At 60.4% G+C, this 19,330-nt stretch carries 19 protein-coding genes; 14 read left to right on the top strand and 5 right to left on the bottom strand.

The annotated features are described in order from the left end of the window. Positions 1-26 precede the first annotated feature (26 nt). On the bottom strand, positions 27-935 hold the full coding sequence (locus VGL70_09910; GenBank protein HEY3303831.1) for a metal ABC transporter substrate-binding protein: 909 nt from the start codon (positions 933-935) through the stop codon (positions 27-29). 3 nt (positions 936-938) lie between these two features. Then, entirely contained in the window at positions 939-2,054 is a 1,116-nt protein-coding gene (locus tag VGL70_09905) for an acetamidase/formamidase family protein (GenBank protein ID HEY3303830.1), read from the bottom strand. Positions 2,055-2,220: 166 nt separating this feature from the next. On the opposite strand from VGL70_09905, the gene cofG reads away from it, so the two are divergent. The 12 genes from cofG (at position 2,221) to VGL70_09845 (ending at position 13,813) form a co-directional block, all read left to right on the top strand. Continuing rightward, positions 2,221-3,408: a 7,8-didemethyl-8-hydroxy-5-deazariboflavin synthase CofG gene (gene cofG, locus VGL70_09900; protein HEY3303829.1), complete on the top strand. Its 1,188-nt coding sequence runs from the start codon at positions 2,221-2,223 to the stop codon at positions 3,406-3,408. A gap of 6 nt (positions 3,409-3,414) precedes the next feature. Beyond that, the gene (gene cofD / locus VGL70_09895) at positions 3,415-4,335 is read left to right on the top strand and encodes a 2-phospho-L-lactate transferase (GenBank protein HEY3303828.1); all 921 of its coding nucleotides are present in this window, start codon (positions 3,415-3,417) and stop codon (positions 4,333-4,335) included. Positions 4,336-4,524: 189 nt separating this feature from the next. Continuing rightward, complete coding sequence (gene cofC, locus VGL70_09890) at positions 4,525-5,205, top strand: 2-phospho-L-lactate guanylyltransferase (protein ID HEY3303827.1); 681 nt, start codon at positions 4,525-4,527, stop codon at positions 5,203-5,205. Continuing rightward, on the top strand, positions 5,202-5,966 hold the full coding sequence (gene cofE / locus VGL70_09885; GenBank protein HEY3303826.1) for a coenzyme F420-0:L-glutamate ligase: 765 nt from the start codon (positions 5,202-5,204) through the stop codon (positions 5,964-5,966). Before cofC ends, cofE begins: the two co-directional genes overlap by 4 nt. A gap of 65 nt (positions 5,967-6,031) precedes the next feature. Continuing rightward, entirely contained in the window at positions 6,032-6,688 is a 657-nt protein-coding gene (gene npdG / locus VGL70_09880) for an NADPH-dependent F420 reductase (GenBank protein HEY3303825.1), read from the top strand. Between the two features lie 27 nt (positions 6,689-6,715). Further along, positions 6,716-8,119, top strand: a complete 1,404-nt coding sequence (locus tag VGL70_09875; GenBank protein HEY3303824.1) for a hypothetical protein — start codon at positions 6,716-6,718, stop codon at positions 8,117-8,119. Further along, positions 8,097-8,531, top strand: a complete 435-nt coding sequence (locus VGL70_09870) for a rhodanese-like domain-containing protein (protein ID HEY3303823.1) — start codon at positions 8,097-8,099, stop codon at positions 8,529-8,531. The genes VGL70_09875 and VGL70_09870 overlap by 23 nt, the downstream gene beginning before the upstream one ends. A gap of 99 nt (positions 8,532-8,630) precedes the next feature. After that, the gene (locus VGL70_09865; GenBank protein ID HEY3303822.1) at positions 8,631-8,912 is read left to right on the top strand and encodes a DUF5678 domain-containing protein; all 282 of its coding nucleotides are present in this window, start codon (positions 8,631-8,633) and stop codon (positions 8,910-8,912) included. Between the two features lie 337 nt (positions 8,913-9,249). Beyond that, positions 9,250-10,260 carry a 5-methyltetrahydropteroyltriglutamate--homocysteine methyltransferase gene (locus VGL70_09860; GenBank protein HEY3303821.1) on the top strand — a complete coding sequence of 337 codons (1,011 nt, stop codon included), beginning with the start codon at positions 9,250-9,252 and terminating at the stop codon, positions 10,258-10,260. A 219-nt stretch (positions 10,261-10,479) separates the two neighbouring features. Further along, entirely contained in the window at positions 10,480-11,001 is a 522-nt protein-coding gene (locus tag VGL70_09855; GenBank protein ID HEY3303820.1) for a DUF488 domain-containing protein, read from the top strand. Positions 11,002-11,052: 51 nt separating this feature from the next. Next, positions 11,053-12,249, top strand: a complete 1,197-nt coding sequence (locus VGL70_09850) for a cupin domain-containing protein (GenBank protein HEY3303819.1) — start codon at positions 11,053-11,055, stop codon at positions 12,247-12,249. An 88-nt stretch (positions 12,250-12,337) separates the two neighbouring features. Continuing rightward, a complete protein-coding gene (locus VGL70_09845) occupies positions 12,338-13,813 on the top strand; it encodes an ethanolamine ammonia-lyase reactivating factor EutA (protein ID HEY3303818.1) in 1,476 nt (491 codons plus the stop codon). Here VGL70_09845 and VGL70_09840 read toward each other — a convergent pair. Together VGL70_09840 and VGL70_09835 are read right to left on the bottom strand one after the other, a co-directional pair. After that, complete coding sequence (locus VGL70_09840; protein HEY3303817.1) at positions 13,810-15,399, bottom strand: alkaline phosphatase family protein; 1,590 nt, start codon at positions 15,397-15,399, stop codon at positions 13,810-13,812. The genes VGL70_09845 and VGL70_09840 overlap by 4 nt on opposite strands. Beyond that, on the bottom strand, positions 15,399-16,286 hold the full coding sequence (locus tag VGL70_09835; protein HEY3303816.1) for a glycosyltransferase family A protein: 888 nt from the start codon (positions 16,284-16,286) through the stop codon (positions 15,399-15,401). The genes VGL70_09840 and VGL70_09835 overlap by 1 nt, the downstream gene beginning before the upstream one ends. An 87-nt stretch (positions 16,287-16,373) precedes the next feature. On the opposite strand from VGL70_09835, the gene VGL70_09830 reads away from it, so the two are divergent. Beyond that, entirely contained in the window at positions 16,374-17,891 is a 1,518-nt protein-coding gene (locus VGL70_09830; GenBank protein ID HEY3303815.1) for a GMC family oxidoreductase, read from the top strand. Between the two features lie 920 nt (positions 17,892-18,811). After that, the gene (locus tag VGL70_09825) at positions 18,812-19,045 is read left to right on the top strand and encodes a hypothetical protein (GenBank protein HEY3303814.1); all 234 of its coding nucleotides are present in this window, start codon (positions 18,812-18,814) and stop codon (positions 19,043-19,045) included. Between the two features lie 83 nt (positions 19,046-19,128). Here the strand turns inward: VGL70_09825 and VGL70_09820 are convergent. Then, positions 19,129-19,330: hypothetical protein (locus VGL70_09820; GenBank protein HEY3303813.1), on the bottom strand; the 202-nt coding region annotated here is incomplete at its 5' end.

Raw genomic sequence — 19,330 nt, 5'->3', positions numbered from 1 at the left:
GAGTCATGCTTCGACGGCGCAAAGTTTCACCGTGCTCCACCGATGCTCTGCGACAACCGTTTCACGTTCACATCAAACAGGCTCAGATAGTCCGCCGCCGCCGGATCGCCGCCCACCGAAGGAATCAAGGTCACGGCGGTCGCGCCGCTTTGCGCCGCGACCTGCTTTACGATCGAAGCATTGGAGTACGGCTCGGCGATCAGGAGCCGGATGCCGGCGTCGCGCATCTTCTGAACGAGGCCGGCGAGATAGGACGGCGAAGCCGGCACTCCGGGCGCCGCCTCGACGGCCGCGACGATGACGAGACCGAAGCGCTGGGCAAAATAGGGCCAGCTCTCGTGGAACACGACGACGCGCGCGCCCTTCAACGGCGCCATCGCGCTCTGCCACTCTTTCAGCCGCTCTTCCAAGCGCGCGAGAAAATTTTTTCTGTTGGCCTCGAAGTAACCGCGGTCCGCGGGCGCGAGGCGCGCCAGGGCTTCAAGAATCGCCGCCGTGATGGGCCGGCCGTTTTCCGGATCGAGCCAGTAATGCGTGTTGCCGAGGCCGTGAACATGCGCGCCTTTATCGGCCCTGAGTCTCGGAGTCTCGGCCTGGAGCAGGTGGATTCCCCTGGAAGTGTCGAGATAGTGAGGGCTCCCGGCGACCAAGCGCGGTTCGTTAACCGTCCGCAGCGCGGTGCCGAGCCACGGCTCGTGGTCCAGGCCGATCCTGACGAGCAAAGCGGCGGCTCTGAGCTTAGCAAGCTGGCCCGGCTTAACCTCGATCGAGTGCGGATCGGCGAGCGGCGGCGCCAGGTTTTCAACCTGGACTTTGTCGTCGCCGACCGCTTTCACCAGCGCCTTTAAGTCCGTTGACGTGGTGACGACCGGCAGCGGAGCGCCGGCCCAAGCCGCGGCGCTCCACAGCAGGAGAAATGGAACTGTCCGGAGCACCCACTACTTCTTTTTGACGAAGATCGATTTGGGAATCATGCAGTGGACGCCTTTGCGCACGTCCACGACTTGGCTTACTCGGCAATCGGCCGCCATCGAGGCGAGCGAGTAGGCCTCGTACCGATCCATCGGAACCATCTTCTGCGCGGCGAGAAAATCCACCGTCTCTTTGACCGCGTTGACGAACGCTTTGTTGAGATCTTCATCGAGGCCGATCAGGATCCAATGCGTCTTGGACTCGATTCTGGGCCACTCGAGCTTCATGTCTTTGCGGACAATTGGCTGCATCACGAACTCACGGAAGGCGCACTCAAGCCCCGTGAGGTTCACTTCACCATTTCCCTGACGGCAATGCGCATCGCCAACCCCGATGAGGCCTCCCTTGAGGAGGACGGGAATGAAGATAGTAGTTCCCTCTTGAAGCTCGTTGATGTCCATGTTGGAGCCGTTCTTCCACGGGCGCAGCGTCGAGACCGGCGCCATCGGCTCCTTGGCGCCGCCCTTGCGGGCCGAGGAGTCATTGGGGTCGATCCCAACAGCTAAGATGCCCGGGAAGGGCTTTAGATCGAGCGTGACTCCCGGCTTGAACTCGGCCTGGCGGTTTTTCAGATCGAGATTGAAATATCTCACGAATCCTTCGGGGAAATCGGGCGCCAGCGCGCCGATCGTGGGGAATTCCTTGCCGGGAAGATTGAAGTTGAAGCCGAAAGGCTTGGGCGTAATCTTCAAGATGCGAATCTCCATTACGTCGCCGGGCTCGGCGCCGTTGACGTAGATGGGACCGGTCACCGAATGCGGTCCCCCGCCGGGATTGGCCTTGCGCAAGGCGACGATCTCTTCGATCGAGACACCGGGCTGGATTTTATTATGGGAGTGCATCATGGTCTCGACGGAAACGATGTCGCCGGAATCGACGGTGAGTTTGGGGGGTTCATTGGGATCGAGCCATCCCCACTGTGTCGTTTCCAGCGTCGCGGCAAGCTTGTGCTGTTTGGGTTGCTGAGCTTTGGCCGGTTGCTTGGCCTCGCCCGCTTGGATAGGCGACGCATCGAAGACCGAGATGAGAGCTCCAACGAGCAAAGCGATGGCGGCGGCTACGACTTTATTCAACGTTGTCATGGCACGACTCCTTTCTGGGAATGTTTGGGGTAGACGATAAATGGAAGGGAGGCTTCACGCAGGCATCCTATTTTAAGGAAATAGCCCTTGGCAAGGAAAAAACCGGGCTTTTCCTCGGGGAGCAAACGGTTGATCTAGGGGGGCTTATCGGCTATGCAGGCAGAGGATGACGCAAACAGCTATCAAAGAATGGGTTGATGGCAAAGCGCCGACGAAAGAGGAGGCGATGCGGCTTGCAACGGTGCGCGGCGACGAATTGTCCGTGCTGCTGCAAGCGGCGGCGGAGCTGCGCGACCGTCACAAAGGCAAGACGGTAACTTTCTCGCCGAAGATTTTTATTCCGCTCACCAATCTCTGCCGCGATTTCTGCGGCTACTGCACGTTTCGCAAGGCGCCGGACGAGCCGGGCGCAAAAACGATGTCGCTCGACGAAGTCCTGCGCGTAGTGCGCCGGGGAAAGCTGCTCGGCTGCACCGAGGTCCTGTTCAGCCTGGGCGACAAGCCCGAGGCGATCTATCCCGAGATGAAAGATTTTCTGGCGCGCCTGGGCCTCAAGCGCACGCTCGACTATCTCTACGAGGCCTGCAAGGTCGCGCTGGAGGAAACGGGGCTGTTGCCGCACTCCAATCCTGGAATCATGGGAAGAGGCGATCTTCAACGCCTCAAAGAGGTCAACCCTAGCCTCGGTCTGATGCTCGAAAACGCGAGCGCCCGTCTCATGCTGCCGTCCGGGCCGCATTTCGACGCGCCGGACAAAAAGCCTGAGCTTCGGCTGCGCACGATCGCCGAGGCCGGCAAGCTAAACATCCCGTTCACGACGGGAATTCTCATCGGCATCAGCGAGAATTGGGAGGAGAGGATCGATTCGCTGTTCGCGATTCGCGAGCTGCATGAGCGCTACAGCCACGTTCAAGAAGTGATTATCCAGAATTTTCTGCCCAAGCCGGAGATTCCGATGCGCGACCATCCGGCGCCCGCGTTGGAAGAGATGCTGAAGACGATCGCGCTCGCGCGCCTCATTCTCGGCGGCGAGATGAACATTCAAGCTCCGCCCAACCTGACGCCGGAAAGTTATCCGCTCTATCTCAACGCCGGCATCAACGACTGGGGCGGGGTCTCGCCGCTGACGCCGGATTTTATCAACCCCGAAGCGCCGTGGCCGGCGTTGATCGAGCTGGAGCGAAAGACGCGCGAAGCCGGTTTCACGCTGAGACCGCGGCTACCGATTTATCCGGAGTTCATCACGGAGAAATTCGTGCCGCCGCCGCTTCTCGATTACGTGGAAAATTTATGCGGCAGGGATGGGTTGGTGAACGATGAACTCTCTCGCAGGATTCTCCAGCCGCGATCCTGAAACGAGATGCTGGTTGTTTTGACCGGAGGGACGGGCGGCGCGAAACTGGTTCAGGGACTCGGCCTCGAAAGCGATCCGGAGAAATTGCTCATCGTCTGCAACACGGGCGATGACTTCGTCCTGTACGGCCTCAACATCTCGCCCGATCTCGACACGATCGCCTATACCTTGGCCGGCGTCGCGGACACGGAAAAAGGCTGGGGCATCCAGGGCGACACGTTCGCGGCGCTGGAGTGGCTGGAAAAATACGGCGGAGAAAATTGGTTCAAGCTCGGTGACCGGGACCTGGCGACGCACATCGCGCGCACGAGGTTGCTGCGCGAAGGACTGACGCTCGCACAAGCCACCGAGCGGATATGCAAGTCGCTCGGCGTGAGAGCCGCACTGCTCCCGATGTCGAATGAAAGAGTGGAAACCAGGATTCAAACGCCCGCGGGAGAAATCTCTTTTCAGGAGTATTTCGTGAAGCTGCATTGGTCGGTGGACGTGAGCGGCGTCGCTTACGCCGGTGCGGAGGCGAGCAGCCCGACGCCGGGAGTGCTCGAAGCGATCCGCGACGCGAACGGGATAATCGTCTGCCCCAGCAATCCGGTCACGAGCATCGGCCCGATCCTCGCCGTGCCCGGCATTCGGGCTGCGCTCAAGGAGACTCGCGCGCCGGTTGTAGCCGTGAGCCCGATCATCGGCGGCGCGCCGGTGAGCGGCCCGGCGGATAAATTGATGGCGGCCGTCGGCATGGATGCGTCCGCTTTCGGCGTCGCCAAAGGGTACGCCGGCTTGGTCGATCTTTTCGCGCTCGCGCCCGAGGACAGGGACTGGCGCACGCGAATCGAAGCGCTCGGCGTCAAGACCGCGGAGCAGCCGATCCGCATGAACAGTCTCGACGACAAGCGGCGTCTTGCGCGCGAACTTTTAGCGCTCTTGTGAGAATTTACGGCCGTGCTTCGACAAGCCTGTCCTGAGTTGCAGGCCGTTTCCTTCGACAAAGCTCAGGACGAACGGCCTGCGTGTCGAAGGGCTCAGCACGAACGGATTGGTCAATGCGTACCCGGTCATCCCTTCGATGAACTCAGGACAGGCTCTGAGCCTGTCGAAGGATGACCTAGGTCAATAGCTATGAAAATCGCGGCTCTCATCCCCGCCAAGGGATTCACCAACGCCAAGCAGCGGCTTTCGTCGCTGCTCGGCGCCGCCGAGCGCGCCGCGCTCGCCGCGGCGATGCTGCGCGACGTGCTCCGTGTGACGCTCGCCGCGCGCGGTCTGGATTCCGTCTACGTCGTGACCGGAGACGCCAAGGTCCGTGAGATCGCCGCGTCCATGGGCGCGACGGCCATCATGGAACGGGAAGAAAAAGGCGAGACCGAGGCGGTGATGTTCGCGCTGCTGGACATCAAACGGCGCGGCGTGGGGGCCGCGCTCGTCATTCCGGCCGACATTCCCTTGCTCTCTTCGCAAGACATCGAGCTTCTACTCGGAGAAATTTCGCGGCACGACGGCGTTTCTCCTTTCGCCCTGCTGGTGCCGTCGCACGACCGCATGGGCACCAACGCGCTTCTGCTTGCGCCGCCCAACGCGATCGGTCTCCGCTTCGGCTATGACAGCTTCTCGTATCACCTGAGCCGGGTCGCCGCCCAAAAGTTGCCGTTGCGAGTGCTGGAGAATGAGCGCATCGCGCTCGACATCGACGAGCCGCAGGACTTGGAGCGGTTTCTTCAGTCCGGCGGCGGGCAGGGCGAAACTTATTCGTTGGTCATGGAAATGAAATCGGCGGCGGCACGGTCCGCGGGTGAAATATGAGCCGGTTGGAGCTTATCGGCCTCACGGGCATCGGCGAGGCACGCCGGGGCGATTCGATCGGCGCGCTGATCGCCGAAGCCTGCGCGCGGCAATCGGTAACTCTGGCGAGCGGCGACATTCTCGTCGTGGCGCACAAGATCGTCTCCAAGGCCGAAGGTCAGATCGTCCGCCTCGACGACATCAAGCCTTCGGCGCGCGCTTCGGAGCTGGCGCGCGAGTTGGCGAAAGACGCCCGGCTGGTCGAAGTCATTTTGCGCGAGAGCCGGCGCGTCGTCAGAAAAGGCGGCACCGCGCTCATCGTCGAGACGCAGCACGGATTTATTTGCGCCAACGCCGGCGTCGATGCGTCGAACGTCGGTCTCGGGCAGGTCGCGCTCTTGCCGCGCGATCCCGATGCGTCGGCGAGAAAGATCCGGGAGGAAATCAAGCAGCGGCTCCCACAACTCGATGCCGCGCCCGGAGTTATCATCAGCGACAGTTTCGGCCGCGCCTGGCGTTTGGGAACCGTGGACGTCGCCGTCGGCGTCGCCGGGTTCAATCCGATCAAAGACGAGCGCGGAACGACGGATAGCTACGGCTACGAGTTGAGGGCCGCGGTTGCGGCGGTCGCCGACGAGCTGGCCGGAGCGGCGGAGCTTGTCATGGGAAAAAAGGGACGGATACCGGTCGTATTGATTCGAGGTTACGAAGAAAAGGGGGAAGATGGATCGGCGCAAGAGCTGCTCCGCCCCGAGGCGGAAGATCTCTTTCGCAGTTTCTAATAACCCTCACCCACGCCCTCTCCCTGACAGGGAGAGGGGTGGGGAGAGGGTCCGGAAAAATAGACATGGAGAAAGAATTCTCTGTCGCTATCGTGGGAGGAACGGGAAATCTCGGCACGGCGCTGGCGCTGCGCCTGGCGGCTCCCGGAGTCCGCGTCATCATCGGCTCGCGCGAGCGCGACAAAGCGCTGACGGTCGTCGGGTCGCTGAAAAGCAAAACGCGGCCGGGAGGCAGGCTCGAAGGCGAGACGAACCCGGAGGCGGTCAAAGCGGCGGAGTTCGTCGTCATCTCCGTGCCGTACGAAGGCCACGCGAAGATCGTCGCCGATCTCAAGGGCCAGCTCGGCGGCAAGACGATCATCGACGCCGTCGTGCCGCTGCAAAAGGGGCGGCCGTTCGTGCCGCCGGCCGGCTCCGCGCTGTTGGAGGCGCAGACGATTCTCGGCGGCGAAGCGCCGGTCGTCGGCGCGCTGCATAATATCTCGGCGCTGGACTTGCAGGACATTCATGCGCCGCTTGGCGACGTGCTGGTCTGCGGCGACAGCGATGCGGCGAAGCAGAGCGTGATGGAGATCATCCGGCGCATCGGGGCGAAGCCGTACGACGCCGGACCGGCGCAGAACGCCTACGTGATCGAAGGCATCACCGGCGTGCTGATCTATCTCAATCGCAAGTACAAATCCAAACACGCGAGCGTTAAGATTGTGGGAATCGGCGAGTAACGCAAAATATTCAGGAGGGACGGAAAAATGGCGGGATTGAAAGTTCGCTTGTCGTTTCTCGTAACCATAGTGCTCCTCTGCTCGGCAACGGCCACTCATACGTTTGGCCAGACGAAAATTCTCGGCCCCGCCAAGGAGCGCCAGCCGGGCTATGGGGAGATGGAGAATTTCACCATTGTCTCCTACAGCGATCTTAACGGTTGGGATCAAGTCGCCGAGTTCCGCGTCAGCCGCGACGGAAAATATGCCTATACGTCGAACTATCAAGGTTTCAGCGTGGTCGATGTCGGCAATCCCGAGCGGCCTCGCGTCGTTGCGCAGGTAAAAAACGACCCGAGCGTTCAGAGCCAGTATATCGACGTCCTGGAAAATATTCTGGTCGTAAACCAGGAGGCCGTCCGCGACGAGAAGATCAAGACCTGGGAGTCCGGTATCCGTCTCTTTGACGTCAGTGATCCGACCAAGCCGCGCGAGACTGGCTTTTTTAAGACCGACGCCCCGCCGCGCAGGGGGGTCCACGGATTCTGGCTCCATGAAGATCCAAAGCAGGGAAAATTCGCCTTCATTTCAACGACCAAAGAAGGCTATCACGGCAACATTCTGATCGTCGCCGATATCAACGACCCGGCCAAGCCGAAGGAAGTTTCCCGCTGGTGGTTTCCGGGACAGTGGACCGCAGGCGGGGAAAAGCCGGGAGAGAATTGGGTCGATCCCGACCGCGGATTGCGCGAAGGGCTGCCGAAGATCTGGGTGATGCTCCACGATATCACCACCTATAAGGACCGCGCCTATCTCGCATACCGCGACGAGGGGGTCATTATTCTCGACATCAGCGATATTCGGAAGCCGACTAAGATCAGTCAGATCAAGTGGTCGCCGCCGGAGGAAGGCAACACGCACAGCATCGGTATCGTCGTTCCTCAACACGGCGGCAGGCCGGATGTCATCGTAGCGACCGACGAGCTGGTGCAACCGCAGCATTGTCCTTTCGGTTACCTGCACGTCATCGACGTGCGCGAAGAAAAAAATCCCGTCCAGATTTCGACTTTCAGGCTTCCCCTGAACCGGTTTTGCCCGCCGGACCGTCCGGGAAGGCGGTTCGGCATTCACGACGTCGAGCGCATGATAAAAGGAAATATTATTTTCAGCGCCTGGGAAAACTCCGGCTTCTGGGCGATTGACATCGCGGATCCCTACCGACCGAAGAGCGCCGGCCATTTTGTCCCGCCGCCGTTTGCGCGGGTCAACGCCGACAACGGCCATGCCGACGACGTTTTTGTCCATGACAACGGCCTCGTATTCGCGAGTTCTTCGGATCCCGGTGGAGGATTTTGGATCCTCAAGCACACGCCCGGGACCAAAGGCACCGTCGCCTGGACACCGGACAACAAGAACGTAACCGTCAAGTATGAAAAACAATCGGGCAACTAAGCTCGGAAAAACAATCTTCCTCCTTTTGGCGTCGCTCGCGACGTCGTTTCCGACGGCGGCGTCGGCCGGCCACGGTGTCGAAGATACCGTCGACACCGTTTCAGCGGATCGAGTGAAGCTGATGATGGATTCGGGAGAGAAATTGGTGCTTATCGATCTCCGTCCGGCCAAGGAGTTCCAGGAAAAGCGGCTGCCCGGAGCGCGCTCGATCCCAATTAACGAGCTGACGAAACGGTTCGAAGAAATTCCTAGGATCGGGCGGGTCGTTCTTTACTGCGCGTGCCAGATCTATGACGTCGCCGATAAGGCGGTTTTTTTGGAATATCGGGGCTATCGAAACGTCTTCGTTATGCCCGAAGGATACGCGGGCTGGCTAAAGCGCGGCTATCCGGTCGAAACCACCCGCCGGTAACAACCCGGCTGGATCTGCAGGACATCCACGGAGAGGGAGTATTTAAGATCACAACGCGTTGGGTAGAATTAGAATCTCCGAAGAGTTATCATTCTCATCATGAGAAAATCGAAGCGCGAAAAGACGGCTCGCGTGCGGCAGCGCGCCTCGATCCAAACGCCGTATTCCGATCCCGACGACCGGTACTTTAAAAAACATTTTGGCCAGCTCGTCCGCGAGCATGGAGGGAAATGGATCGTCCTGGCGGATGGAGAACTCATCGGTATCGCGGAGAAGAAACAAATCGCAAAGCTCGTCGAGAAGGCACAATCAAACCATCCGAATGCCGCGCCGTTCATTGCGCCTATCCCTACCAAAGAAGATCTTGAGTGCGTTCTATAACCTTTCCATACACGCGGCTCGGTAAGCAGTTTGTCCCGATTATTCCCTTAACGCTATTCAGTCGTAATTTAGTTTTCAAGACGGAGGCCTATGTGGACTCCGGCGCGTTTTGCTCGATTTTTCAAGGCGAGATTTTAGAGCGGCTAAATCTCAAGAGGGACCAAGGCCGGTTGAAATTACTCAAGGCCGCCGACGGAAGGATCATGCCGGCTTATCTTTTTCGCCTTCCGTTTCAGATCGGAGACACGAAGATCCGTTTTTGATAGCTTTAGAGAAGTTACTTTCAACGAGAGACAGAAAAAAGTAGTTTTTGTTTACTCGAATAGGCGCTAGCGCAATGCAACTTCCTCCCATCGCCACGACAACAGTCGGCAGCTTTCCCAGACCCAACTGGCTCTCCGAGCGCGACCGCAGCGAAGTGACGTTTCGCCTGGAGGGCGAGCTGCTCAGCGAAGCGCAGGACGACGCCACGATCGCGATCCTGCACGAGCAGGAGCGCGTCGGGCTCGACCTGCTCACCGACGGCGAGCAGCGCCGGCCGCAATTCATCAATCACGTGCTGGCGGCGATGGACGGGTTCGATCTCGTCAACCGGCGCGACAAGGCAATCCGCCGCCGCACCGACGTCGAGCGTCAGGTGCCGCGCGTCGTTGGACCGGTGCGCCGGCGGGCCGTCGCCGTGGTCGGAGATTTTTTGTTTGCCAAGGCGCATACCTCGCGGCCGGTGAAGATGGCCGTGCCGGGACCGATGACTGTCGTCGACACGACGTACGACGAATTCTACGGCGACGAAGAGAAGCTCGCGATGGACGTCGCCGCGGCGCTGAACGAAGAGTTGCTCGCGCTTCAAGCCGCCGGCTGCGACGTGGCGCAGATCGACGAGCCGGCGATGACGCGCTATCACGAGAAAGCGGCGGCCTACGGCGTGCGCGCGCTCGACCGCTGCCTCCAAGGCGTCACGATCCCGACGATCGTTCACCTCTGCTACGGCTATCCCGGCGCCGGCAAGCGCCAGCACGAATACGAGTACCCCGAGCTTTTGGAGCTGCTCATGAAAAGCCGCGTCGGCGGCTTCTCCGTCGAGTTCGCGCGCAGCGGTTTCGATCCCGCCGTGCTCGATATCTGCAAAGACCGGTTAATCGTCTTCGGCTGCGTCGATCCCGGCGACACCCCGCCCGAGCCGCTGGAAAAAGTCGTCGCGCGCGTCGGCGCCGCGCTCGATTACATCGAACCGGAGCGTCTGCTGCTGGCGCCGGACTGCGGTTTGATGACGGTGAGCCGCGAGCTGGCGCTGGAAAAAGCGCGGCTCCTCGTCCAAACCGCCAGCGAGTTGAGACGAAGCTTATAGGACTCCCTATTCACGCTCGTTACATTGCATCTCGAACGCGCGGCCTCACGGCGCGAGGTTTCGGGCTGCGGCCGATAGGGCAGTACCATGAGTCGAACCTCTCTAGTCGGACGTCCGCGGCCCTCTTCCTCGCGCCCCTCGACCGCACAGGCGAAATCCACGTTTACAATTTAATGACCGGCGCTTGCACGAGCGCTTTACTTGTGGAGACTGATATAAATGGCGCATTCTATCTTCACCATCGGCCATTCCAACCGCACTCTGGAAGATTTTGAAACGCTGCTCGAACGATACGGCATCCAGCTACTGATCGACGTTCGCACCGTTCCCAAGTCACGGCACGTGCCGCATTTCAATACGGAAAATCTCGCGCGGGCGCTCGCCCAGAAAAAAATCGACTATCGCCATATGAAGATTCTAGGCGGGCTACGAAAGCCGGCCAAAGAGTCGGTCAATCTCGGCTGGCGCAATTCCGGTTTTCGCGGCTTCGCCGATCATATGCAGACGGAAGAGTTCCGAACGGGCGTCGCAGAGCTGCAACGGCTCGCCGCGAAAGAGAAGACGGCGATCATGTGCGCCGAGGCGGTGCCGTGGCGATGTCACCGCTCGCTGATCGCCGACGCGCTTGTCGTCCGCCAATGCCAGGTACACCATATTCTCTCTCCTACAAGCGCGCAGCTTCATCAACTGACCCCCTTCGCCGTCGTCGCAGGCGAGAGCATCACGTATCCGAAACGTTGAAATTTTTGCCCAAATGGCTTAGGAATCGGGGGAGGAAAGAGAGGAACCGATATGTCCGAGCACCAGCACGCGTCGAAGTGGCAGGCGCCCACCGACGAAAAAACCAAGGCCGGCTACGGCAAGTTTCTCCGCCCGAAAACGCCTTACGATATCTACATGGAAGAGCAGGAGATTCCGATCTACCGCGAGATCGGGGTCCGGCGCGTGCAGGATCTGCCGCGCAAGCCATGGAAGAAGATGGGCGGCAACGGGATTTTTATACAGCTACTCGGTACCGAGGGGCTGTGGGGCTGCTACGTCGTGGAGGTTCCGGGGGCCGGGGCGCTCAACCCGGAGAAACATCTGTACGAAGAGGTTTATCTGGTCGTCGACGGACGCGGCTCGACCGAGGTATGGACGGAAGGCAACGGCAAGAAGCTCACCTTCGAGTGGCAGCGCGGCTCGCTGTTCTCGATTCCCATCAACGCCTCGCATCGCATCGTCAACGCGACGCGAAGCCCCGCGCTGTTGCTTGCCGGGACGACGGCGCCGAACGTCATGAACATGTTTTCCAACCCCGACTTTATTTTCAATTGCCCCTATCAATTCAAAGACCGCTTCGATCCGACCGACGATTATTACAAGCCCAGAGAAGAGATCGAGCCCGATCCGCTGCGCGGGCTGGCGATGCGCCAGACCAACATCATTCCGGACATCATCAACTGCGAGCTGCCGCTCGACAACCGGCGCTCGCCGGGGTATCGGCGCATCGAGCCGCACATGACCGGCAACAATTTTTATCTGTGGATCGGACAGCACGAAAACGGCCGCTATTCCAAGGCGCACGCGCACGGCTCGGCCGCGGTTCTCGTCTGTCTCACCGGCAAGGGCTACACGTACACGTGGCCGGCGAATCTCGGGCAGACGCCGTGGAAAGACGGCAAAGGCGATCAGGTCCGGCGCCAAGACTACGAGCCGGTCGGCTTGGTCAGCGCCGCGCCGATGGGGGGCAACTGGTTCCACGCCCACTTCGGCATCAGCAAAGAGCCGCTTCGTCTCTCCGCCTGGTTCGGACCGAACGCTCCGGGGCGCGAGCGCGGCCGGCCCGGGGAACAGCATAACGACTACGGCGCGATCGACATTAAAGACGGCGGCACCGCCATTCCGTACTACGACGAAGATCCGTACCTGCGTAACGAATACGAGGAGACGCTGAAGCAAGAGGGAGTTAAATCCAGGATGGACGACTCGCTCTACCGCAAGCCCTGATTTTCCGGCCCATTCGCGTGAATACAGTCGGTAGACGGCATGTAGGGGCAGGTTTTAAACCTGCCCCTACATGCTTAATAGGAGATTGATGCCCGCTAGTTTTACCAACGCCGGTCGCCACATCGTCGACGAAGACGAGATCAAACTCACGAGCGTGGGCATCGATATCGGCTCTTCGACTTCGCATCTCGTCTTCTCCCGGCTGGAGATGAAGCAGGAAGGGACGCGCTACGTCGTCAAGCGGCGCGAGATCCTGAGCGAGTCGGAAATTTTTCTGACGCCTTATCTGGACGATCTGACGATCGACGTGGCGACGCTGGGAAAATTCATCAACCGGCAGTACGAGCGCGCCGGACTCAAGCGCGACCAAGTCGATACCGGCGCGCTGATTCTCACCGGGGTAGCGGTCCGGCGGCGCAACGCGCGCGCGATCGCGGATTTATTCGCCGCGGAAGCCGGCCGCTTCGTCTCGGTCAGCGCCGGCGACAGCCTGGAAAGCACGATGGCGGCGCACGGTGCCGGCGCGGCGGCCGAGTCGGCGCGCTCGGGAGTCTGCATGAACATCGACATCGGCGGCGGCACGAGCAAGATCGCCGTCTGCGCCAACGGCAAGGTGCGCGAGGTGACCGCGCTCGATGTCGGCGCGCGTCTGGTCGTGCTGGATGGAAACGGAGTCGTGACGCGCCTGGAAGAAGCCGGCCGTTTCCTCGCGCAGGCTGCCGGACTCAATCTCACGCTGGGCCAAAAAGCCGACCGATCCAAGCTGCCGTCGATGGCTTCGTTGATGGCCGATCGCCTCTTCGAGGTGGTCGGTCTCAAGTCCCTCTCCGACGAAACGCGGCGGCTTTTGCGCATTCCGCCCTTGTCCTATTCGGGGAAAATCGACGCGATCACGTTCTCGGGCGGCGTTTCGGAATTTATTTATGACCAGAACCCCGGAGACTTCGGCGATCTCGGCGTGCTCTTGGCGGCGGAAGTCAAGCGGCGCGTCGAGCGTTTAGGGATTCCCGTGCGGGAACCTGCGGCGAAGATTCGTGCCACGGTGATCGGCGCGTCGCAGTACACGATCCAGGTGAGCGGCAGCACGATCTTCGTCGATCCGATGGACGCGGTCCCGGTCAGGAACGTTCCCGTCGTGGTCCCCGATTTTTCTTTCGACGGCGACGCTATCGATCCGGCCGACGTAAAACGGTCGATTGATCGGGCGCTCGCCCGGCTCGATCTCACGGAAGGCAAGCGGCCGGTGGCGCTCGCGTTTCACTGGGAGGGCTCGGCGACGTTCGCGCGCCTTCAAGCTTTCTCGTCCGGCGTCAAAGAAGGTCTGGAAAATATACTCGCCAAAGGTTTTCCGCTGACGCTCGTGAGCGACGGCGACATCGGCGGCATCCTCGGCCTTCACTTCAAAGAAGAGATGGACTTTGCCAGTCCCGTCATTTCCATCGACGGCATCGCGCTCAGCGAGTTCGATTACATAGACATCGGCGCGCTGATCCCCTCCTCCGGCGCGGTCCCGGTCGTGATCAAGTCGCTCATTTTTCCGGGCTCGACCGAACGCGGTGCTTAGCTGTTCTGTAGCAATTCGTTGACGGGACGCCCGTCGCAACCCGGCATCTCCACGCCGAGTAGCTTTGTGAACGTCGGCGCGAAATCGAGAATCGAAATCTCTCTCTCAAGCACGCCTGGTCGCACACCCGGTCCGGCCGCGATGAACAATCCTTCCGACCGGTGCTCGCCCGTGCGCCCGTAATGGTTCATGCCCTCGATAACGCCGATCTTCGGCGAGCGGGCGTGCACCATCGCGCCGGCGCCTTTTCCCACAGCCGTGCTTCCGGTCGGGACTTTATCGTTCCACTCGACCAAAAGATCCGGCAAGTGATCGAGGCGCTCGCCGTTATATAGGTCCGCCGTGCGAATGACGCGCCTGACCAAGGGCCTGTTCGTGCGCTCATCGACGATGCTCAAGAGGTCTGCGTTCAAATTCGCGCAGAATTCGTCTGCCTTACCAGGTTCCAGAACCCCGCTCGGCTCGCGCCCGGTCAAGTTGAGGCGAATGCCTCCGATCGCAAGCCCATTGTTCACTGGGAAGCAGCAGCTCGTGCTGAGGTGGGCGGCGATCTTCGGCAAGCTTCCGGCGGGGGTTCTTTCCGGACGAAGCCGTCGGCGCAGAGGCTGCAAGGGTTGTCGGATCGATATGGGAAGGCGTCTCCACATCCATCGCGCCCCGGCCATAACCGGAGACAATTCGCGTCCTGCCTCCGTATCAGCCGCCGGACGTGTTGCGCCGAGGCGAAAAAGAATCTCCTGAAGCAGGAACTGCGCCCCATACCAGTGCGACATGCCGTGCGCCGCGAGCACCACGACCCGCGCGTCGCCCGCCTCCTCGAGCAGTTCGCCGATCGCCGTGTCAATGGCAGCGTACACTCGGCGCAAAGGATCGCCGTCGGATTCGAGAAACGCGGCATCGTGCGCCGGATGGGTTTCGTCGTGCAGGTGCCAGCACTGATGGCCGGCGCAGTGCGCTTCGGTAAAAACTTGCATGAAGAAGTCCCAACCGCCCTGTTGGAGAAAAAATTTCGTCAGGTCCGCCTTGATGCGCGTTGCTTTGAGCAGAAGATCGGTGAAGGTTCGGTAGTCGGCGGCGGTTCTATGAGCGCCGTCGCAGGAAGTTCCCAGCGGATATTCGCCGAAGCGAGAGCGAATCGTCTCGACCAGTTCGGCGGACGACGCTTGGAATCCGTAGACCGAATCGTGGCCGCCCCATTCCACCAACTGGATGCCGCTGATCGATGGATCGATCCGGCTGAGCGGCACGTCAAGAATCGCCACGCGGCGTCCGGCCCGGCTAAGATGAGTCCAAAACGGATCGCGCCCGACGATTCCATCGGCCGCGGGGCGATAAAAGTCGTATGTGCCGGGCTTGAGCTGAGTCAGATAATGGAAACCATGTCGCGCCGGCGTCACTCCGGTGTAGAAGGACGGCCATGTCGAGCCGACAAAAAATCCTTCGACGCTGCGCGTGGCGCCGACGAGTCCGCGGCCCATCAGCGAACGCATATTAGGCAGCGCGCCTTCCTCCGCCCAGCGCCGAAGCAGCGTCGGATTTGCCGCGTCAATCCCGATCACGAGAGTTTTGGTTGCGGCTGGCGGCATTAGCGTCGCGACCTGAGCAGCGCATGGATGAAGAGCGGAGTATAGCGGATAGAGCGCCAGCCTCTGAACTCGCGGAACGACTGTAGATGCCAGCGCCACGCCTCGTGCAAACGACCTTCTTGAAGATACAGCCGCGCGTTTGCCTGGCACGCGTGCCTTATCCTTGTTCGAAATTCTGCTCGGACGTCCGGCAGCAGGTCGAGATCGAGCAGACGGCGCAGCGCCCCCGCCTGGCTGAGTTGGTAATCCCGAGAGCCCGACTCCGAGTCAGGCGTGTCGGCATAGTATACGACGGTCGGGCAGTCGAGAAATCTGATCCGGCAACCCAGCGCAAGCCGCACCGCGAAATAAGTGCACTCGAGGAACTTCGGCATGCCTTCGAAAAACTCAACTCCGACTCTATCGCTCCGGCACAGCCACGAGCCGGGCAGCAACCAGTTGCTCTGGAACAGAGACCGGAGCGGATCGCGCTGAACCGACGAGATGTCCTTGAAAGACAGTCTATCGCCCTCGGCATCTCGCTTGATGCCGTTCGTGACTACGGCGTCGAGTTCGGCCTGCTCCTGAAATGCGTGGAGACGGACGGCCAACGCTCCGGGAAGTAGAACGTCGTCGTCGTCCAATTCCGCGAACCAGGGCGTATCCACCATTTTACGTCCCGCCAAAAGCGCCGCCGGGAGGTCGGCATCGTCGAGAATCATGACGCGAAGGCGTCGGTCCGCGCGGGATTCATCGATGAGCTCGCGGTCCCGCTCCGGTCCATTGATGACGACGAGCGGAACGACGCGGACGTTCTCCTGCGCCAAAACGCTTTCGACGGCGCGACGGAAGAGCGCGCCCCTTTCACGCCGAGCCCGCGTCGGCATGATCACAGAAACTGATTCCATCCTCGATACCGATACAACTCAAGTCACAAAGCCGGAAATGCCTGTTCTTGTCAACACCGGCCCTCGCGGCGTAATGATAGACGCACGATGGAGCTGGACGCGCGCAAAATTGCCGACGGCACCGCGCTTGAAGCCGATCTTTGCATCATCGGCGCCGGTCCGGCGGGAATCGCGCTGGCGCGCGAGTTCCTGGGAACGAAGACCGGGGTCTTGATCCTGGAGAGCGGCGGGCGGTGGCCGGAGAGGCGGATTCAGAAGCTCAACGACGGTGACGTCGTCGGCGATCGCTATGTCGGGCTCCGCCGCAGCCGCCGCAGGGCGGTGGGGGGCACGACGCACCTTTGGAATACTCCGGTCGCCGGCGCCAAGGGAGCGAAATATGTGCCGCTCGATCCATGGGATTTCATAGAGCACGCCGATCTGCCGCACGGCGGCTGGCCGTTCGACTATTCGCAACTCGAACCTTTCTACCGCCGCGCTCAGGCGTTCTGCGGCCTCGGACCATTCACATACGAGGGTGAAGATTGGTTCGACGGGAAGCTGCGCGGCTTCCCGCTGGGCGCGAATCTGAGTACCAAGGTATATCAATTCGGCGCCGGCGACATCTTTACCCGGTCGTATCCTGGGGAGATATGCGCCAGCGGCAATATCTCGCTCTGCCATCACGCCACGGTTTGCGGACTGGAGACGGACGCTGCGGGAAGAAAAGTTGTCACAGCAAGGCTGGCGCGCCTCTCAGACGGACAGTTCCAGGCGCGGGCGCGAGTTTTCGTCCTCGCCGCCGGCGCGATTGAAAACGCCCGTCTGTTGCTGTCGAATGGCGGCGGCTCGAGCGCGCCAGGAAATCGCTACGGCTGGGTGGGCCGGTGTTTCATGGAACACCTGCGAGATTATGCGCTCACCTTCATTCCCCGTTCGCCCGAGATGTTCGCCCAGGCGGGGTTCTACGACGTACACTCGGCGCCGGACGGAAGCATTATCGGAGGACGTATCGCCATTGCCGAATCGGCGGTGCGGAACAACAGGTTGCCCAACGCCTCCGTCACTCTCTTCCCGCGACTGAAGACGTGGCCGATCAGCGTCGGTCTTGTGCGGCGCATGTGGCGGCGCGGGCGACTTCAGCCGACCATGGGCTACCGCTGGTCGCGCGTGGTCGACCTATCGCGGCGATGCGACGCGTTTCAGCTGTTGGTGAACTTCGAGCGGAAGCCCGATCCGGAAAACCGCGTCGCTCTGGGGCGAAGGCGGGATTTTTTCGGCATCCAGCGAGCCGAGCTGCATTGGCGCTGGCGCGCCGAAGAACAGGCGGCTCTGGAAAAATTGCGCACGTTCTTGGCCGCGGAGTTGGAGTCCGCCGGCCTGGGCCGCGTCGAGGTTCGCCCGGGTCAAAGGCCCGACCCGAACGCGCACCACCACTCCGGGACGACGCGGATGCATGAAGATCCGCGCTTCGGGGTCCTCGACGGCGACGGGCGCGTTCACGAAACGGATAACTTGTACATCGCCGGCGCTTCGGTTTTTCCCAGCGCCGGCTACGCCAATCCGACGCTTACGATCGTCGCTCTGGCCTTGCGCTTGGCCGATCACCTCAAACAGCGAATCTAGAGATGGCGGGAAGGCATTGAGATGAAGCGCGGCGCCCGCCGCGTGTTGTGATTCTCTCCCTTGTCGAACCCGAGCGGCGGAACTATAGGTGTGGAGTGGACCCCGGAACTTGGACGTTGATGTGCAAGGCCTGCGATAGAACGTTTGACGTCGAGCTCGCTGAAGGGGATGATGTATTTGAGGTGTTGAAAAACCCATGCCCGCATTGCGGAACAAAGCCGGGCGAAGCCCCGACGTGGTGCCGCATCGTCGATTTTCACCTGCCTATAAAACCCCGCTGATTCCGATCTAAAAACCCTACGCTCAGAAAGTTGGAGTTGGATTTTTACGCCGCTTTTTTTAACTCTAAGATTTTATAGTTGGACTGAGTGTAGTTAGCGAATTATTTGCACGAAAGTGGCAAATTATTTGAAGCGGGTTTTTTAAGCCGCAAATCGCCAGCAAATCACCCCAAAAACACGCCGTTTTCACGCCCCAGAAACGGCATCCTTCCCGGCGTCCGCCGCGTGCTATGATCGGCTGCCTCTTGCCAAACGAACTTCATCGGACCTATAAACCCATATCGTGGATGCCGGTATATGGACGCTCAGGTGTAAAGCCTGTAAACGGTCGTTCGAGGTCGATCTTCCTGAAGGAGAGGATGTACTCAAAGCCGTAGTGGAGATGCCGTGCCCGCATTGTCATGTCACGCCTAAAGACTCTTCGTCCTGGCCCCTCATTGTCAACTTTCACCTCCCTCAAAAACCTGGCTAACTTCTCTCGCGATCTCCCGCCGCCGCAAAAACTAGTCCTCTCGGCATCTTGGTCTTTTTCGGTTCGGCTGCCCAATTGTCAAAGTGGTCCCTCGACGCCGGCAAAAAGTGGTCTCTTGACCATAGGGAAATAGCGGCTGATACGCCTTTCATGGCCGCTTTTTTATTATGCTTACGGCCGGCTGGCACGACTGTTTGCTTCACCATGTCCGCAAGGACACCAAGGCCGAGGCGGTTCTCCATGGCGCCGCCGACCTGTCCAGGCATCTGCCGACGGGCGACCGTCGATTTTCGATCGACTGCGACGAGGGAATCGCCGACGAAATCCTGCGCGTCGCGATTGCGCATTGTCCCGACGCGGTCTCCGAGATCGAGATGGCCATACGGTTGGCCCGCCAGTAGCTTCATCACTCCGCCTTCCCTGTGGCGCGATCTCCCTCGACGGGCCGGCGCAGCTCAGGCACGCAATGAAAAAGAGCAAAGATCTAATCGCCGAAGAAAAGCCTAACCTTAGGGCCAAAACGCTTTCCAAATCGACAAAGGGCCGAAAGACGTGTTTTCCTCTTCGTCCTCCGGGTGCTGCGAAGGAAATCGAAAATAATTTTAGCGGCTTGTACGGCGACGAAAGCTGATGACGTGTTGCCATGTGCTCCCGCCGCAATTAATTCGCCAACTGACATAGGCTGT

The organism is Candidatus Binatia bacterium (assembly GCA_036504975.1).
GTDB lineage: Bacteria > Desulfobacterota > Binatia > UBA9968 > UBA9968 > JAJPJQ01.
This window is presented reverse-complemented; position numbering and strand designations above follow the sequence as displayed.

Bases quoted from the DNA above. Each gene is read 5' to 3' on its own strand.
- VGL70_09905 (HEY3303830.1), bottom strand. From the start codon at position 2,054: ATGACAACGTTGAATAAAGTCGTAGCCGCCGCCATCGCTTTGCTCGTT.
- cofG (HEY3303829.1), top strand. From the start codon at position 2,221: ATGACGCAAACAGCTATCAAAGAATGGGTTGATGGCAAAGCGCCGACG.
- cofD (HEY3303828.1), top strand. From the start codon at position 3,415: ATGCTGGTTGTTTTGACCGGAGGGACGGGCGGCGCGAAACTGGTTCAG.
- cofC (HEY3303827.1), top strand. From the start codon at position 4,525: ATGAAAATCGCGGCTCTCATCCCCGCCAAGGGATTCACCAACGCCAAG.
- cofE (HEY3303826.1), top strand. From the start codon at position 5,202: ATGAGCCGGTTGGAGCTTATCGGCCTCACGGGCATCGGCGAGGCACGC.
- npdG (HEY3303825.1), top strand. From the start codon at position 6,032: ATGGAGAAAGAATTCTCTGTCGCTATCGTGGGAGGAACGGGAAATCTC.
- VGL70_09875 (HEY3303824.1), top strand. From the start codon at position 6,716: ATGGCGGGATTGAAAGTTCGCTTGTCGTTTCTCGTAACCATAGTGCTC.
- VGL70_09870 (HEY3303823.1), top strand. From the start codon at position 8,097: ATGAAAAACAATCGGGCAACTAAGCTCGGAAAAACAATCTTCCTCCTT.
- VGL70_09865 (HEY3303822.1), top strand. From the start codon at position 8,631: ATGAGAAAATCGAAGCGCGAAAAGACGGCTCGCGTGCGGCAGCGCGCC.
- VGL70_09860 (HEY3303821.1), top strand. From the start codon at position 9,250: ATGCAACTTCCTCCCATCGCCACGACAACAGTCGGCAGCTTTCCCAGA.
- VGL70_09855 (HEY3303820.1), top strand. From the start codon at position 10,480: ATGGCGCATTCTATCTTCACCATCGGCCATTCCAACCGCACTCTGGAA.
- VGL70_09850 (HEY3303819.1), top strand. From the start codon at position 11,053: ATGTCCGAGCACCAGCACGCGTCGAAGTGGCAGGCGCCCACCGACGAA.
- VGL70_09845 (HEY3303818.1), top strand. From the start codon at position 12,338: ATGCCCGCTAGTTTTACCAACGCCGGTCGCCACATCGTCGACGAAGAC.
- VGL70_09840 (HEY3303817.1), bottom strand. From the start codon at position 15,399: ATGCCGCCAGCCGCAACCAAAACTCTCGTGATCGGGATTGACGCGGCA.
- VGL70_09835 (HEY3303816.1), bottom strand. From the start codon at position 16,286: ATGGAATCAGTTTCTGTGATCATGCCGACGCGGGCTCGGCGTGAAAGG.
- VGL70_09830 (HEY3303815.1), top strand. From the start codon at position 16,374: ATGGAGCTGGACGCGCGCAAAATTGCCGACGGCACCGCGCTTGAAGCC.
- VGL70_09825 (HEY3303814.1), top strand. From the start codon at position 18,812: ATGCTTACGGCCGGCTGGCACGACTGTTTGCTTCACCATGTCCGCAAG.